1 rRNA gene is annotated in these 231 nt (G+C 54.5%); it reads left to right on the top strand.

The features are described from left to right. Positions 1–153: 153 nt before the first annotated feature. A 5S ribosomal RNA gene (gene rrf / locus OO47_RS33135) occupies positions 154–231 on the top strand; the annotation flags it as partial.

Raw genomic sequence — 231 nt, 5'->3', positions numbered from 1 at the left:
TGTGGAAGCCCTGCAAAGGGTGGAGCTGACCGGTACTAATAGGCCGAGGGCTTGTCCTCAGTTGCTCGCGTCCACTGTGTTAGTTCTGAAACAACGAACACACCCCAGATCTTCGGGTCTGGTGCGTGCGGTGTTCGTACAGTTTCATAGAGTTTCGGTGGTCATAGCGTTAGGGAAACGCCCGGTTACATTCCGAACCCGGAAGCTAAGCCTTTCAGCGCCGATGGTACT

Origin of the sequence: Streptomyces bikiniensis, assembly GCF_000716625.1 — a bacterium.
Lineage (GTDB): Bacteria > Actinomycetota > Actinomycetes > Streptomycetales > Streptomycetaceae > Streptomyces > Streptomyces bikiniensis.
This window is presented reverse-complemented; position numbering and strand designations above follow the sequence as displayed.